Source organism: Streptomyces sp. NBC_01216 (assembly GCF_035994945.1).
Taxonomy (GTDB): domain Bacteria; phylum Actinomycetota; class Actinomycetes; order Streptomycetales; family Streptomycetaceae; genus Streptomyces.
The window spans coordinates 593,019-608,119 of sequence record NZ_CP108677.1 but is presented as its reverse complement, the minus strand read 5'-3'; the positions used below and the strand labels follow the sequence as shown (position 1 = coordinate 608,119).

Annotated in this window: 13 protein-coding genes; 9 read left to right on the top strand and 4 right to left on the bottom strand. The window is 72.9% G+C overall.

Annotation, left to right across the window (positions count from 1 at the left end; genetic code table 11):
• The first annotated feature begins 232 nt into the window (after positions 1 to 232).
• The 4 genes from OG393_RS02650 to OG393_RS02635 all read left to right on the top strand — a co-directional run bounded on the left by OG393_RS02650 (position 233) and on the right by OG393_RS02635 (position 4,456).
• A complete protein-coding gene (locus tag OG393_RS02650; RefSeq protein WP_327372900.1) occupies positions 233 to 946 on the top strand; it encodes a (2Fe-2S)-binding protein in 714 nt (237 codons plus the stop codon).
• Between the two features lie 62 nt (positions 947 to 1,008).
• Positions 1,009 to 2,478 (top strand): SDR family NAD(P)-dependent oxidoreductase, encoded by a 1,470-nt coding sequence (locus OG393_RS02645; protein WP_327372899.1) that lies wholly within the window; start codon positions 1,009 to 1,011, stop codon positions 2,476 to 2,478.
• Positions 2,479 to 2,772: 294 nt separating this feature from the next.
• Entirely contained in the window at positions 2,773 to 2,943 is a 171-nt protein-coding gene (locus OG393_RS02640) for a hypothetical protein (protein ID WP_327372898.1), read from the top strand.
• Positions 2,944 to 3,064: 121 nt separating this feature from the next.
• Positions 3,065 to 4,456, top strand: a complete 1,392-nt coding sequence (locus tag OG393_RS02635; RefSeq protein WP_327372736.1) for an IS1380 family transposase — start codon at positions 3,065 to 3,067, stop codon at positions 4,454 to 4,456.
• Between the two features lie 715 nt (positions 4,457 to 5,171).
• Here OG393_RS02635 and OG393_RS02630 read toward each other — a convergent pair.
• The 4 genes from OG393_RS02630 to OG393_RS02615 form a co-directional block, all read right to left on the bottom strand.
• A complete protein-coding gene (locus tag OG393_RS02630; protein WP_327372897.1) occupies positions 5,172 to 6,767 on the bottom strand; it encodes a lipase maturation factor family protein in 1,596 nt (531 codons plus the stop codon).
• 45 nt (positions 6,768 to 6,812) lie between these two features.
• A complete protein-coding gene (locus OG393_RS02625; RefSeq protein WP_327372896.1) occupies positions 6,813 to 6,977 on the bottom strand; it encodes a hypothetical protein in 165 nt (54 codons plus the stop codon).
• A gap of 105 nt (positions 6,978 to 7,082) precedes the next feature.
• Positions 7,083 to 7,625, bottom strand: coding sequence for a DUF1990 family protein (locus OG393_RS02620; protein WP_327372895.1), 543 nt, complete (start codon positions 7,623 to 7,625; stop codon positions 7,083 to 7,085).
• A complete protein-coding gene (locus OG393_RS02615) occupies positions 7,622 to 8,512 on the bottom strand; it encodes a YndJ family protein (RefSeq protein WP_327378286.1) in 891 nt (296 codons plus the stop codon). The genes OG393_RS02620 and OG393_RS02615 overlap by 4 nt, the downstream gene beginning before the upstream one ends.
• Positions 8,513 to 9,226: 714 nt before the next feature.
• On the opposite strand from OG393_RS02615, the gene OG393_RS02610 reads away from it, so the two are divergent.
• From OG393_RS02610 to OG393_RS02590, 5 genes are all read left to right on the top strand, one after another.
• The gene (locus OG393_RS02610; protein WP_327372894.1) at positions 9,227 to 11,332 is read left to right on the top strand and encodes a SpoIIE family protein phosphatase; all 2,106 of its coding nucleotides are present in this window, start codon (positions 9,227 to 9,229) and stop codon (positions 11,330 to 11,332) included.
• 78 nt (positions 11,333 to 11,410) lie between these two features.
• Positions 11,411 to 12,760: a wax ester/triacylglycerol synthase family O-acyltransferase gene (locus OG393_RS02605; protein ID WP_327372893.1), complete on the top strand. Its 1,350-nt coding sequence runs from the start codon at positions 11,411 to 11,413 to the stop codon at positions 12,758 to 12,760.
• A 37-nt stretch (positions 12,761 to 12,797) separates the two neighbouring features.
• The gene (locus OG393_RS02600) at positions 12,798 to 13,670 is read left to right on the top strand and encodes an Fpg/Nei family DNA glycosylase (RefSeq protein WP_327372892.1); all 873 of its coding nucleotides are present in this window, start codon (positions 12,798 to 12,800) and stop codon (positions 13,668 to 13,670) included.
• Positions 13,671 to 13,726: 56 nt separating this feature from the next.
• Entirely contained in the window at positions 13,727 to 14,482 is a 756-nt protein-coding gene (locus OG393_RS02595; protein ID WP_327372891.1) for a LytR/AlgR family response regulator transcription factor, read from the top strand.
• Between the two features lie 221 nt (positions 14,483 to 14,703).
• Positions 14,704 to 15,096: a hypothetical protein gene (locus OG393_RS02590; protein ID WP_327372890.1), complete on the top strand. Its 393-nt coding sequence runs from the start codon at positions 14,704 to 14,706 to the stop codon at positions 15,094 to 15,096.
• Positions 15,097 to 15,101: the final 5 nt, after the last annotated feature.

Sequence of the window (15,101 nt, the reverse complement as noted above, 5' to 3'; positions counted from 1 at the left end):
CGGGAGACGTACACCCGGGCAGGTCAGGACGGGGACGACGTGGTTTTCTCGGCATACGGTGCCGTACCGGGCGTCTCCGCCCCATCCGGGCGCGCGGACTCGATCCGAGCCGGTCCGTGTCCCGTCCGGGCCACATTGGCCCGCCCCGGGAGCCGTCGATACCGTGGGCCGCGGACCTCGGCGCCGCGCCGGGTCCAGGACCGAGCGACTGCGGGAGAGGGGCGGGGCGACGGTGGATCTCGTCGAGAGCGGATCGGTGGGGGGCTTCTTCGCGTTGCGGACGGCTCCGTTGCCCGAAGGCGGCGCGCACCTGCCGCTGGCACGCTTGTACGCGGGGGACGCTGCACCGCTCGGTGCCCGCGTCGACCGGGTCGCCGCCCGGCTGCGCGCCCCGGAGCGCAGGGTCGCCGCGTCGATCGCCCATCTCGGGCTCGCCGCGCGCCTGTGGTCGACGGCTCTCGGCCCGGCCGGCCTCCACGGACGCTTCCCCGCCCTGACCCCCGCCGAACTGCACTGGGACGGGTCGCTGTCCTCGCCCGACGATCTCTGGTGGGCCGGGACCGACACCCGGCCCGCCACTGTGGAGGACATGGCCGAAGCCGTCGTCGAGGCCCACCTGGTCCCGCTGGCCGATGCCTTCCGCGCCGACGGCCGGATCTCGCCGCGGCTGCTGTGGGGCAACGCCGGTTCCGCCCTCGCGGGGGCGCTGCGGGAGCTGGTCCGCTGGTCCCGCGACCATGGGCGCGCCGAGGTCGCCGAACGGGCCGCTGCCCTCGTCGGGGGACTCCTCGCCCTGCCGGGCCTGGCGGGCACCGTCCGCGGTCCGGCGCTGCGTCGGGCGTCGTGCTGCCTCTACTACCGCGCGCCCGCCGGCGGGCTCTGCGGCGACTGTGTGTTCGATCACCCACCGGCGGCGGGTTTGGAGACACGGCCCTCCGCTCCGTAAAATTCCGCTTTTGGGATACGGGAGCGCGTGAGCGCACGAGTGATCGAGGAACGACAGACGCCATGACGGTGACCGAAGAAACCCAGGAGTACGGGCCGGGTGTCGACCCCGAGCGCCTGGCCGTCTGCCTGAGCGTCCTCGACGAGCTCGACAAGCTGGACGTGGACCACCCCGACGCCGTCGCGGTACGACGTGCCACCGCCGGCATCTACCGGACCGTGAAGCAGCGCCGCCGTCAGGAGCGCCGCGCCGCCAAGACCGCGAACGACAAGGCGGTCACCGAGGCCACCGCCACCGGCTCCGCCCAGCGCATCGACGACGAGACGGAGGGCATCCTGCCCTCCTCCGTGACCGAGGCGGGGCGGATCGCCGGGATACTCCAGCGTCCTCGTTCCTGCTACATCTGCAAGACCCGGTACGTCGAGGTCGACTACTTCTACCACCAGCTGTGCCGGAACTGCGCGGTCGAGAACCGCAACCGCCGGGACGCCCGCACCGACCTCACCGGCCGCCGCGCGCTGCTCACGGGCGGCCGGGCCAAGATCGGCATGTACATCGCGCTGCGGCTGCTGCGCGACGGCGCCCACACGACCGTCACCACCCGGTTCCCCAACGACGCGATCCGGCGCTTCAAGGCGATGCCGGACAGCGACGAGTGGATCCACCGCCTCAAGATCGTCGGCATCGACCTGCGGGACCCGGCGCAGGTCGTCGCGCTCGCCGACTCGGTGGCCGCCGAGGGGCCGCTGGACATCCTGATCAACAACGCCGCCCAGACGGTGCGCCGCTCCCCGCAGGCGTACGGCGAGCTGGTGGCGGCCGAGTCGGGCCCGCTGCCCGCGGGCGAGCTGCCGCCGTCCGAGGTCATCGGTACCTTTGGCTCCGGCGCAGTGGACCACATCCCCGCCCTGCCGTCCGCGCGTGCCGGTGACGCCCTGACCGCCCAGGAGGTCACCGACCTCGCCCTGGTGAGCGGTTCGGCCTCGCTGGAGCGGATCGCCGCCGGGACGGCGATCGACGCCGGCGGCCTCGTTCCCGACCTGCACGACAGCAACAGCTGGATCCAGACGGTTTCCGAGGTCGACCCGGTCGAGCTGCTCGAGGTGCAGCTGTGCAACTCGACCGCGCCGTTCATCCTCATCAGCCGCCTGCGACCGGCGATGGCGGCGGTTGCGGCGAAGCGCGCCTACGTCGTCAACGTGTCGGCGATGGAGGGTGTCTTCAGCCGGGGCTACAAGGGTGCGGGCCACCCCCACACCAACATGGCCAAGGCCGCGCTCAACATGCTGACGCGCACCAGCGCGCAGGAGATGTTCGAGTCGGACGGCATCCTGATGACCGCCGTCGACACGGGCTGGATCACCGACGAGCGTCCGCATCCGGACAAGGTCCGCCTCGCCGAGGAAGGCTTCCACGCCCCTCTCGACCTGGTCGACGGTGCGGCCCGGGTGTACGACCCGATCGTGCGCGGCGAGTCCGGTGAGGATCTCTACGGCTGCTTCCTCAAGGACTACGCCCCGGCGAACTGGTAGGTCCTCGGTCACCCGGCCGGTCCGGCCGGTCATCCCGCCAGGCGTGGGCCACACCGCGCCGTTCGCCCGTCTGTCCGGAAGTCACCCGATCGCGTCACACTTCTGAGCCCCATAGAGCATGCGGCCGCTCATTTGGTTACTCTGATGCCTACGGTCGGCCACCGGGGTTTCACCAAACCCTCACGGCCGGCCCGGGGACTGGCCTGCCACCAAGGCCGCGGTCCCGCCCGGAGAACGGCGCCACCGCGACCGAAGGCCATGTCCTCATAGGCACGCGACACGAAGGAGTGCGCGGTGACACCAGAACTGACGAAGCAGGAAAAGCGGCCGGCCGAACATACGGACCGGCCGAAGAGGTCCGGGGAGCTGGGCAGCCTGGACGTGTGGGCGCACGCGGCCCCCATCCGGCTGGCCGGCTACGAGGACGACCTCGCGGAGCCGCACATTCTGCCCGGCATCGACTGAGCCCGGATCCACCGGTTGATGTGCGGCGGTGACGTTGCCGGGAACGAGGAAGTGCCCTGTGACCTGCGATGATGGGAGTTCTCACGCTTCCAGCACGCACGACCAACAGGGCACTTCTGAGATGCAATCTTCCCATGCCGCGGCGAAGGTCTCCGCACGGTTCGATGATCCGAATCTGATCGCGTACGGCGGGCTCGCGCCGCTGGTGCGCCTGGCCGAGCGGTGCGGCCTGCCCGGCCTGGTCGGCGAGATGATGCGGCTGCCGGCCTCGAAGAACGGCACCGGTTCCTTCCCGGCCGCCAAGTCGATGGCGCTCATCGCGGGCATGGCCGCGGGCGCGGACAGTATCGACGACATGGACCGGCTGCGGCACGGCGCGATGCGGCGCCTGTTCACCGGGGTCCGCGCCCCGTCGACCCTCGGCAGCTTCCTGCGGTCCTTCACCCACGGGCACGTGAAGCAACTGCACGCCGTCGCCCGCCGGTTCCTGCCTCGCCTGGCCGCGCACACCCCGCTGCTGCCCGGCGCCGACACGGTCGCCTACCTCGATCTGGACGACACCATCAAGCCGGTCCACGGCTATGCCAAACAGGGCACCGGTTACGGATACAACAAGGTCAAGGGCCTGAACGCGCTGATCGCGACGCTGTCCACGCCGCTGGCCGCCCCGGTGATCGCCGCAACCAGGCTGCGCAAGGGCAGCGTGAACTCGGTGCGCGGAGCCGGTTCGTTCGCCGCCGAGGCGGTCCGCACCGCCCGCGCGTCCGGTGCGACCGGGATGCTGACCGTGCGGGCGGATGCGGCCTACTACGCCGCCGAGGTGATCGCCGCCTGCCGCGCGCTCGGCGCCCGCTTCTCCGTCACGGTGCGGATGAACGCCTCCGTCAAGCAGGCCATCGCCGCTATCGACGAGACGGCCTGGACGCCGATCAAGTACCCCAAGGCGGTGTGGGACAGCGAGGAGGAACGCTGGATATCGGACGCCGAGATCGCCGAGATCGAGTACACCGCCTTCACCTCGAAACCGAAGAAGCAGCAGGTCACCGCCCGTCTCATCGTGCGACGCGTCAAGCGCCTGAACCCCGCGACCGTGCCCGGGGGCCAGGGCGAGCTGTTCACCGCCTGGCGCTACCACGCCGCGTTCACCGACAGCACGCTGCCGCTCATCGACGCCGAGCGTGACCACCGGCGCCACGCGATCGTGGAACAGGTGATCTCCGAGCTGAAGAACGGCCCGTTCGCACACGCCCCCTCGGGCAGCTTCCAGGCGAACGCCGCCTGGCTCGCGCTGGCCGCCCTCGCCTTCAACCTGACCCGCGCCTGCGGAACGCTCGCCGGCACCTTTCACGCCCGCGCGACGTGCGCGACCATCCGTGATCACCTGGTCAACGTGCCCGCCCGTCTGGCCCGTTCGGCCCGCCGGCTCACCCTGCACCTGCCCGAACGCTGGCCCTGGCACGACGCCTTCGAAGCCCTCTTCAACACCTTGCACACCCCGCCCCAACCGACCTGACCTGCCCGTATCTGACCCGCCCGCCAGGGCCCGAGAGCTGTGGACATGTGGAAAAGCTGGGCAGACCAGCGGCCACCCCATGCCCGCCGCCAGACGCATCGCCTCGATCACCGAAAACGATCACTCACGAAACGAGCCGGTGGATCCGGGCTGAGTCGTACCGGTCGCCTCACCCTGTACCCCCTCGGCCTCCACGGCTCCGGGGGTACAGGGCGGTATCGGCCCGGCCGCCCGGTATCGGCTCCCCGCCTCCGGCCGTGCGCGTACGCGGGTGAGAGCGCGGCGAACCACATGAGCCGGTCCAGGCATCGGAATGGTCTGACCGGATTCAAGATCCGCTACGGGCTGGGCGAGCAGCCGAGGCGTGACGACGTCGGCCGACCGCGACGGCCCCGGCGCGGGCACCCGCAGGTGGAGTCGTGGTTCGCGCGGACGTTCCACGACATCACGCGGAAGTCGGCGGCCGGAGCGGGGGAGGCGGGGCGGGACGGCCTCCCAGGTCGCGGATGCCGGATGAACCGTCCGGCATCCGGGAGGTCCGGGATTCGGGGGCGGTTGCCGGGGCCAGGGAGCGGGTGATCCGGGCGGGCGGGTGGGCATCGGCCGGTTCGCGGGCCGCCGGCTGCCGCACGGGGGTGGGACGGGGCTGCCTACGCCGTGCCTCACCGCACCCGAGAGGGTGGCACCGGAGCGTCACGTCTGCACGGCGTCGTGCCTACGGCTCGGGCGGGGGGCGGAGCCGCACCGGCGGGATCATGTCCCGGATGTACGTCCGGTGCCAGCAGTCGTGTGTCTCCCGCAGCTCCCGCCACGTCGTGAAGCGGTACCGGTACAGCCGGCAGCGGATGTACGTGGGTGGGGAATCCGGGAACGGGTTGTGCCGGATGAGCTTCAACAGGTCCTCGTCGTTCAGCAGCAGCCGCAGCACGAAGCCGTCGAACCACGGTGTCCCGTACGAGGGCGACAGGGCCACGAACCACAGCAACCAGTCAAGCCGCAAGTGCCAGGGCGCGTACTGCCGAGGCCACCGCCCAGGCTCGCTCGGCTTGCCCCTGAACCCGTACTCCCGCCACACCGCGGCAGGGGAGACTTCCCGGTCAGCGCGCTTGAGGACCAGCTCACCGGCCCTGCTGCGCTCCTTGTACCAATCCGCCTGGCGGGAGTCCGGCCTGAGGCGGTACGGGGCGAAGGAGCGTGGCAGGCGACGTGGATCACCGGGCTCGCCCTTGAAGCCGTACTCCTTCCACACCGTGTCGGGCCCCGGCGCGGGCTCGTCCGTGCCCTCGACGACGATCTCGTGGCGGACACGCCCCACCGTGCCGAAGGCGCCGTAGGAGTTGACCAGGTGGAACGGGTCGTACGAGCGGTTCATCGCCTGGTGGCGGGAGACCAGGTTGCGCGCCGGACGGTAGCTGAGGGCGAGGACCAGCGCGGTCGCGGCGCAGACCACGGTCACGTACCAGAGCGGCGGGGCGGGCCGCGGATGGTTGCCGACGAGCGCCGAACCGTCCATCACGGAGAGCGCGAGGACGATGGTCAGCCAGTTCAGCCAGGCGAAGTTCCCGGACAGGACGAGCCACAGCTGGGTCGCCGCCATCAGTCCCGCAGCGACCGTCGCCACCGGTTGCGGTGCGAAGAGCAGGACCGGGACGAAGAGCTGCACGACGTGGTTGGCAGCGGCCTCCGCCCGGTGCAGGGGCCGGGGCAGACGGTGGAAGTACCAGCTCAGTGGGCCCGGCATCGGCTGGGTCTCGTGGTGGTGGTAGAGGCAGGTCAGATCGCGCCAGCACCGGTCGCCGCGGATCTTGATGAGCCCCGCGCCGAACTCCACGCGGAAGAGCAGCCAGCGCAGCAGGACCAGCACGAGGAGGGGCGGGCCGATGTCGTCGTTGCCGAGGAGGACGGCGAGGAATCCGGTCTCCAGGAGCAGTGACTCCCAGCCGAAGGCGTACCAGGTCTGGCCGACGTTGACGATGGACAGGTACAGCCCCCAGAGCAGCGCCCACAGCAGCATCGACACGGCCAGGGGCACGGCGTCCCCGGCGCCCGCCACCAGGGCGAGGGCGAGGACGGCCCCGGTCCAGGAGACCGCGGCGAACAGACGGTCCGAGTAGTGCCGGTGGAACAGGCTGGGCGTCCGGCGCGAGTCCATCCGGCGCAGGTGGTCCGGTACCGGCAGCATGCCGCGCTCGCCGATCAGGGCCCGGAACTCGAGGGCTGCCGCGAGGAAGGCCACCAGGTAGATCCCGGCGAGCCCGCGCTGGAAGACGATCCGGCTCAGCCAGTAGTCGGGTGCGGTGAACCACTCCATCGCGTCGCGGGTCGGCCCGGGCCGCGGTGGGTCCGGGCCGCCGGTTCAGTCCTTCTCCTCGTCGTCCGCGACACGTTCGCCCTCGGCCTGGGAGGGCGTCGTGCGCGTCGTCGGCGGATGGCGCTGCATCCGCTCGCGCGCGTCCATGTCCTCGTCGAGGCGCTCGCCCTCGGCCTGCGAGGGGCTCGTGTACTCGTCGTACCGGCTCATGGCTGCCTCCTCGATCGGCGCGCGTCCCGGAGCCGGGTGCGCCCGACTCCGGTGCACATCCGTACAGAAGGAGCGTAACGCCGGTCGGGACAGGGCGGTCCGTTCTCAGCGGCCCGCGGCGATCCGCTCCAGTGCGCGGCCCAGCCGGCGGGCGTAGGCGCGCTGGAGGACCGGGACCAGGGGGCCCGCGAGGCGGGTGTACCAGGCGGCGGGGCGACTGAACGCGGTGACCGTGAACCAGACCGAGCCGTCGGGGTGGAGATCGACGACGAAGGACTCCTCGCCGCGCTCCGGATGTCCGGTCAGGGTGCCGTACGCGAAGCCGGTGCGGGTCTCCTCGTACGCCGTCCAGACCACCTCGCAGGGCGCGGTGAACCTGACCGGGCCGGCGCCCGCGGAGATCACGACGCGGACGCCCGGCCGGGCGCGGACGGCCTCGCTGTGGACCCGGGCTCCCGAGGCGCGGTGCATGCGCCAGGTGGTGACCGCGGCCCCCGCGGTCTCGAAGGCGTCCCTGCCCCGGCCGATCCGGGCGACGTGGTGCAGGTGGTGGTAGCCGGCCGGCAGACGGCCGCCGCCGGTGGCGCCGGTCTCCGGGTAGTTGAAGGACGTGGCGGTGCCGGAGAGGCTCCGGATCAGGCGGGTCATCCTGCGTTCTCCGTTCGGAGGGGGCGGGTGGAGCGGGCGCGCAGCCGGTGCCAGGCGAGGACCGAGCAGAGCGCGAATCCGAGGGCGTTGCCCAGACCGTGGGTGGCGGCCATCCAGGTCGCGCTCGGGTGGGGCAGGCCGGTGGCCTCGCCGAGCGCCCAGCTCAGGGCGAGCGTCATGGTGGCCACCAGGACGGCGGCCGAGACGGCGAGGAGCGCGCGGGTGGCCGGGTCGGGCGCGGAGGCGCGGACGTCCCGCCAGGTCGCCAGGGCGACGGCCCACATCCCGGCGGTGAGGACGAGCGCGCCCATCAGCTCGGCCCAGTCGTCCACGAAGTAGCCGAGCAGGACGAGCAGCGTGCCGAGCGGGACGCTGAGCGCCGCGAACCGGGCGGCGGGACCGTCGTCGGCCCGGCAGACCAGCCCGGCCACCAGCGCGGCGGCGAAGCCCGCGAAGTGGAAGTGGGGGACGGTCAGCGCCAGGATGTCCAGGTCGAAGCCGAAGAGTTCGTGCCCCGCGCGTTCGAAGACCAGGGCGAGGCCGGCGACCGACGGTGTCACGAGCGCGGTGAGTACGGCGATCTCGGCCGGCCATGGGCCGTACGGGGCGGGCGGGTCACCGCAGGCGCCCCGCGACAGGGCGCCCGCGAGACGGGCCGGGACGTGCAGGGCGAGCGCAGACGTGGCCAGGGCGTAGACCGCCGCAGCCGCGGCGGCGGCGGTGGAGCGCGGCAGCCATAGGGACACGGCGCCCGGGACGGCGAGCAGCGGCCAGAGGCGGCGGAGCAGCGAGAGCGTGGCGGGCTGTGGGCCGTCGATCAGCCGCAGGCCCACCGGGACGATGACGAACATGCCCAGCATGACGATCGGATCGACCAGTGTGGACACCACACCCACCCCCTGATTGAACGCGTTCAACTTGATGGGTCCGAGCGTAGAGGCTTCCTTGAACGTGTTCAAGTCGGTGTCGCTGTCGGGTCGTCCGCGCCGACCGAAGGCACCTCCCCCCGGACGGGCGTATCCCGTTTGCGGGCTCCGCCCCGACGCGACAGACAGGAGTCCGGGGTGGGGAAAGGAGGGAGACACCCATGCGCGCGTCCCCGCGCCGCTCGCTCCGCTCGTGACGCGCCTTCGCCGGCGCTGCCGCCGCGCTGGTCGTGGCACTCACCGTGGCCGGCTGCTCGCTCCGGGGAAACGGCGGGGGAGGCGGCAGCGAGCGGACGGCCGCCGCCCCGGGGCCGATCCTCCTGTGGCCGGCCCCCTCCCGACGAGCCCGACCGACTCGCCCTCGGCGGACGACGGGACGCGAAGGCCGCCCGGCGCGGAGGATCCCCCGCCGCCCCCGGCCACCGGCTTCCCTTCCGGACCGTCGACCCCTCGGGCGCCCACCCCGCCCGGCGAGCCCGCGGGTCCGGGCGCCTCGGGTACCCCGCGACCGCCGGACTGCACGAGCCCGGCCCTGTTCCCGCCGCCCTCCGTGGGGCCGAACGTACCCTTCCCGGACGACCTCCTCCCGGCCGGCACCGCTGTCGGGCAGCCGGAGACCTTCGACGGGTGAGGTCCGCCGTGCGCACGGCGGGGCGTGCGCCTAGCGTTGGCCCCATGAGCGCGGGCAGCGGGGGTGGTGAGGCGGCCGAGCGGTGCCGCTGCGAACCAGGGGCCGTGGGAGCGCCGTGCTGCTTCCTCCGGGACTTCGGCACGGAGTTCCGGATGGGCAGCTTCGACTGGGACCTGGACACCGGTCTCATGACGATGGACTCCGGTGCGCTGCTGGTGTTCGACATGCGCCCGGACGAGTACGACGGCAACCCCGCGAGTCTCGCCAGGCGCGTGACACCCGACGAGACCTCCCGGCTCGACGCGTTGGTCACGCACGCCCTGAAGGACGGCAGCGGCCACTACGGGGCCTACTTCCGCGTCCGGTTGCGCGACGGGCGACCGCAGTGGACCCACACCCAGGGGCTGATCCAGCGCGACGCGACCGGCCGGCCCCGCCGGATCGTCGGCATCATCCGCGACGCGTCCGAGGAGGTCTCCGAACACGCCGCCCGGCTCGGCCTCGACGAGGGCCGTCGCAAACGCACCAGCGTCGTGGAGGGCACCACCGCCGCCCTCGCGCACGCCCGGACCGTGCAGGACGTCATCGATCTCCTCAACGACTCGCACGGCCTGGAGTACTTCGGTGCCACGAGCCTGGTCATGGGACTGCTGGAAGCCGGCCGGATCCACCTGGTCGCCGAAGGGCCCGACGGCGCCTTCGTTCCCGGCACCCGCTTCACCCGGGTGGACGAGCCCTACCCGATGAGCGAGGTGATCCGGACACTCGCGCCCCGCTTCATCGAGTCCCCGGAGGACTTCTCCGGCTCCTATCCCGTGTTGTGGCCGCACATCAGCGGGCTCGGCATCACCTCGGCGGCCTATCTGCCGCTGATCGCCCAGGCCCGGCCGATCGGCGCACTCGGCCTGCTCTACAACGACAAGACCGGGTTCAGCGCCGACGAACGCAACCTGCTGGTCGCCCTCGGCAGCAGCATCGCCCAGAGCCTGCAGCGCGCCATGCTCTACGAGCAGGAGCACGACCTGGCCGAAGGGCTCCAGCAGGCCATGCTGCCCCGCCGCATCCCCGACGTGCCCGGCGCGCAGATAGCGGTCCGCTACCGCTCCGCCCGGCTCGGCCGGGACATCGGCGGCGACTGGTACGACGTCATCCCGCTCCCCGGCGGCCGGGTCGGTGCCGTCATCGGGGACGTCCAGGGACACGACACCCACGCCGCGGCCGTCATGGGGCAGCTCCGGATCGTGCTGCGCGCCTACGCGGCCGAGGGGCACACCCCCGCGACCGTCATGGCCCGCGCGTCCGTCTTCCTCCATGAACTGGACACCGACCGCTTCGCCACCTGCACCTACGCCGAGGCCGACCTGTCCACCGGTGTCGTGCAGGTGGTCCGCGCCGGGCATATCGACCCCCTGCTCCAGGACACCGACGGCACCTGTCGCCGGGTGTCGGTGGAGGGGGGACTGCCGCTGGGGTTGTCGGCCGAGTTCGGCCGGCTCGACTTCCCGGTGACGACGCTGGAACTCGACCCCGGCCAGACCCTGCTGCTGTACACCGACGGTCTGGTGGAGCAGCGCGGCTCCGACCTCGACGAGGGCATGAAGTGGCTCGCCGCGCTCGTCCGCGGCGGACCCCGCGACCTCCAGGACCTCGTCGACCACCTGTGCGACGTCGTCGACGAGCGCGGAGGCGAGGACGACGTGGCGATCCTGCTGCTGCGCCGCCGGGGCGTGTACTTCCCGCAGTCCGGTGGCAGGCTCCAGCAGCACGTCGCCCCCAGCGACCCGGAGGCGCTCAGCTCGGCGCGGCATATGATCCGGGCCGCCGTACGGGCCTGGGGCGCGGGGGAGCGGTCCGACGAGATCGAACTGGTCGCCGACGAGATGATCACCAACGCGCTGATGCACACCGACGGCGGGGCGATCGTGACCCTCCGCATGCTCGCGGGCCCCGAGCGACGGCTCCGGGTCGAGGTCGAGGACCGCTCCAGCGCGCTGCCGCGGCGCAGGGAGGCCGGGGACGCGGGCGTCTCGGGTCGGGGACTGCTGCTGGTCGACATGATCTCGGACGTGTGGGGCGTGGAGCCGCGTGGCGGCGGCAAGTGCGTCTGGTGCGAGTTCATCATCGAGCAACACGGTATTAACGCAGAGTGATCTGATCGTACTTGACCGTAACCGACCGTGCGCGATTGACTTCGGTCATCTGCCGCTCCCAAGGACACGAGGCACCCGTTGAGCGTCGAGCTGCTGACCCCTCTTGACCTGGCCTTCTGGCACCTGGAATCGACCGACCACCCCATGCACCTGGGCGCGCTCGCCCACTTCGGTCCCGCCCCCGGCGATCCGGCGGGCATCCCCGGCCTCCTCGCACACCGCGCCGCGGCGATCCCACGCCTGCGGATGAGGGTCAGGGACGTCTGGCTGCCCGTCGGCGGCGCCGCCTGGGCCGCGGACGATGCCTTCGACGTGGCGCGGCACGTCCGCGAGATCGGCCTGTCCGGCACAGACTTCGGCACCGAGACCGCCCGGCTGGCCGGCGAGCTGATGGAACGCCCCCTCGAACGGGGCCGGCCGCCCTGGGAGATGTACCTTCTCACCGGAGCCCCCGACGGCTCCTTCGCCGTCCTCGTCAAGCTCCACCACGCACTCGCCGACGGCATGCGGGCCGTCGCCATCGGCGCCGGGATCTTCGACGAGATCGCCACCGTGGCCCGCGGACGCGCTACGCCCCGGCGCCCCGTTCGCGCCGCGCCCCCGCGTTCCTGGCTGCCCGGCCCGGCCGGCCTCGTCGGCGCCGCCCGCGACCGCATCGAGGATCTCGGCCGCGCGGTCGACGTGGGCGCATCCGTCGTCCGCGCGAGCCGGCTCGACGCCCGCGGGACCGCCGCCCTCGCCGCCTTCTCCAGCGGCACGCGCCGGGTGTCCACCGCCACCCTCGAACTGGAGCGGATCCAGCGGATCCGCCGTGGCGCGGGTGGCACCTCCAACGACGTGCTGCTCGCCCTGGTGTCCGGGGCCCTGCGCCGCTGGTTCCACGCCCGCGGCGACGCGTCCCCCGGCGCCGATCCGCGCGCTCTGGTCCCCGTCTCCCGCCGGCGGCCCGGCGGCCCGGCCACCTCCGGCAACAGCCTCTCCGCCTACCTCGTCGACCTGCCGGTCACCGAAGCCGATCCGTCGCTCCGGCTGGCCTCGGTACGGCGGGCGATGGACCGCAACAAAGCCGCCGGCCCCCTGCGGGGAGCGGGCGCCGTCGCCGTACTGGCCGACCGGCTGCCCCCGCTCGCCCACCGGTTCGGCGCCCCGATCGCCTCCGGAGCCGCCCGGCTGCTCTTCGACCTCCTGGTCACCCAGGTGCCCCTGCCCCGCACCGCCCTCTCCCTCGGCGGCGCACCCCTGCGCGCGCTCTTCCCCATGGCCCCGCTCGCCCGCGGACAGTCGCTGGCCGTCGCCATGTCCCCGTACGGCGGCCGGGTCCATGTGGGGCTGGTCGCCGACGGTGAGGCGGTGCCCGACCTCGACGCCCTCGCCGTGTCCCTCGCGGACGAGCTGGAGCTGCTCGACCCCTCCGGCGAAGGCCGCTGAACGCGCGACCCGGGGGCCCGTGCGGCAGGGTGGAGCCATGCCCGAACTGCCCGAGGTGGAAGCACTCCGAGAGTTCCTCGACGCGCACCTCGTGGGCAAGGAGATCGCCCGCGTCCTGCCCGTCGCCGTCAGCGTGCTCAAGACCTACGACCCGCCCCTGAGCGCGATCGAGGGCGCCGAGGTCACGGGCGTCGACCGGCACGGCAAGTTCCTGGACGTCACCGCCGTCCGAGGGGGCGAGGAACTGCACCTCCTCGTCCATCTCGCGCGGGCCGGCTGGCTCCGGTGGCACGACCCGCTGCCCTCGGGCGCGCCCCGCCCAGGCAAGGGCCCGCTCGCGCTGCGGGCGGCCCTCACCGGCGGCGACGGCTTCGACCTCACGGAGGCGGGCACCACCAAACGCCTCGCCGTCCACCTCGTCCACGCGCCCCGGGACGTCCCGGGCGTCGCACGGCTCGGCCCCGACCCGCTGGCGGACGGCTTCAACCTCGCCGCCTTCACCGCTCTGCTCGCCGGAGATCACCGCCGGATCAAGGGAGCGCTGCGCGACCAGAGCCTCATCGCCGGCATCGGCAACGCCTACAGCGACGAGATCCTGCACGCGGCGAGGATGTCCCCCTTCAAGCCCGCCGGCGGGCTCACCGACGAGGAGACCGCCACCCTCTACGAGGCGATGCGCACCACGCTGCGCGACGCCGTCGCCCGCACGCACGGCGTCGCGGCGGGCCGGCTCAAGGCGGAGAAGAAGAGCGGCCTGCGCGTGCACGGACGGACCGGTCGACCCTGCCCCGTGTGCGGCGACACGATCCGCGAGGTCTCCTTCAGTGACTCCTCGCTCCAGTACTGCCCCACCTGCCAGACGGGCGGCAGACCGCTGGCCGACCGGCGCCTGTCGCGCCTGATGAAATAGGCACCCGCTGGAACAGCCACGGGCCCACGGGCGCGGCAGCCCTTAGAATCCGCCGCATGCTGCGCGTACTGGCCGTCGACGACGAAGAGCCGGCCCTCGGGGAACTCCTCTACCTGCTGCGAGCGGACCCCCGGGTGCGCAGCGCCGAGGGCGCGACCGACGCGACCGGGGCGCTGCGGCGGATCGGCCGTGCGCTGGACGCGGGCCCCGACGGCGAGGAGGCCGTCGACGTCGTCTTCCTCGACATCCACATGGCCGGACTCACCGGTCTCGACGTCGCCCGGCTGCTGGCCGGTTTCGCACGGCCGCCGCTCATCGTCTTCGTCACCGCCCACGAGGGGTTCGCCGTCCAGGCATTCGACCTCAAGGCGGTCGACTACGTCCTGAAGCCGGTCCGCCGCGAACGCCTCGCCGAAGCGGTCCGCCGGGTCCACGGCCTGGTCCACGCCGGCCCCGTGCCCGCCACGCCGGTCGGCGCTCCCGAACAGGTACCCGTCGAACGGGGCGGTGTCACCCGTTTCGTGTCCGTCGACGACATCGCCTACGTCGAGGCCCAGGGGGACTACGCCCGCCTCCACACGGACGAGGGCAGCCACCTCGTCCGCGTTCCGCTGTCCACGCTGGAGGAACGCTGGGCTTCCCGCGGCTTCGTCCGTATCCACCGCAGCCACCTCGTCGCCCTCGGGCGGATCGACGAACTCCGTCTGGACGCGGGAGCCACCTCGGTCCGCGTCGGGAGCGCGGAGCTCGCCGTCAGCCGCCGCCACGCGCGCGAACTGCGCGACCTGCTGATGCGGCGCGCGGGCGGTTGACCCACGCTCGCCGCCCCCCGCCCCCCCGGGACCGCGCCCCCGGCGGCCCCGCGCGGCCGCCCCGCCCGCCCGCCCGCGTCACCGGTCCAGCAGCCCGGCCACACCCACCGAAGCGCCGGTTCCCGGCGTCGGCCGGATCTACCGCGCCCAGGCCCCGCTGCGTAGACTCCTTGGACGCTCACCAGCCCCTGCGAGGTCGACAGATGCCGGAGCGGACACCGATGTCCGAGCAGCAGCCGCCGCTTCGGCCCCGGCGTGAGACGGTCACGTACGCCTCTGCCGTGAGCGGCGACGTCCGGCCCGCCGGGGCGCCGCAGCCGCGGGCCGGACATCCGCCCGCGCGGTCCGAGATCAGTGAACAGACCACCCTCGGCCACACCTACGTCCGCTCCCTGATGCGCAGCCAGCTGCGCGCCGCGCTCTCCGCGCTCGGGGCCCTCGCCCTTCTCGTCGGCGCCCTGCCGCCGCTGCTCGCCGCGCCCGTCCCCGAGTCCGTCGTCTGGGTCGTGCTCGGCGCCGGGCTGTACCCGGTGATCTGGGGCATCGCCCGCTGGTACGTCCGCCGCGCCGAGCGCAACGAGCGCGACTTCACCGGCCTCGTCGAGGGCCGCTGAGCGCG